Here is a 706-nt window from a genome sequence, read left to right as displayed (position 1 = left end):
GGAACAGTTCCAGTAGCCAAACCGCCCGGCAGACGGCCGTCGAACTGACGGTGCGTCTGCCGGGTCATCTCCCACAGCTCTCGGGGAGAGCCGGCCGGGGTAGCCCCCTTACTCTCTACGGCCACGGTGCCCATGTCCGGGCGCGTACGAGTCGGTGTCGGCGGCCTGACGGGTCACCTCCAGGGTGATCTGGTCGACTCCCCCGGCGCTCGCGCTGTCCTGCGGTCCGGCATGCAGCACAGCAAGCCTCCGCCAACTTGAAGGAGCAGCTCAAAGGGCTGGTGTGACCGGTCCTCGGGGTGCTCACGCTGGTCGCGGGCGGCGGTCTGGGGCGCGATCACCCGATCAAGAACCCTGTTCGGCCAAGGCCTGCGGGCTTGGTCAGGGTGGCCTGACGGCGCTCAGCGGGCCACCCGGCGGCGCACGTCGGTGAAAGGCCATGGCATGCCGCAGGGGCTACTTCGGAGAGCCGTCGGCACTGCCCGATGGCTCGGACGTCGGCAAGCGGCCTCGGCTCCTGAGACCCCAGGCAGCGATCATGGGGGCGTGATGTGAACGAGTATTTTGGCCCCACCCGTTGTCCGTGCTCGCGTGAGCCGGGCGTTCGGATGGGGCCAGGGGTCAGCTGACTGGTGGCTGATCGGCCGGGGGGTTCGCCTTCAGCTTTTCGAATGCGGTGGGGGTCGGGCGGTTCGGCAGGAAGTCC

The 706-nt window shown here is 68.8% G+C and carries 1 protein-coding gene; it reads right to left on the bottom strand.

What is annotated here, in order from left to right:
• Positions 1–108: 108 nt before the first annotated feature.
• Positions 109–240, bottom strand: coding sequence for a hypothetical protein (locus AB0D85_RS40760; protein ID WP_362332326.1), 132 nt, complete (start codon positions 238–240; stop codon positions 109–111).
• Between the last annotated feature and the right edge of the window lie 466 nt (positions 241–706).

It is taken from the genome of Streptomyces sp. NPDC048277 (assembly GCF_040652235.1).
Lineage (GTDB): Bacteria > Actinomycetota > Actinomycetes > Streptomycetales > Streptomycetaceae > Streptomyces.
Note: the sequence above shows the minus strand (reverse complement) of the source record. Positions and strands in the feature narration are given on the sequence as shown.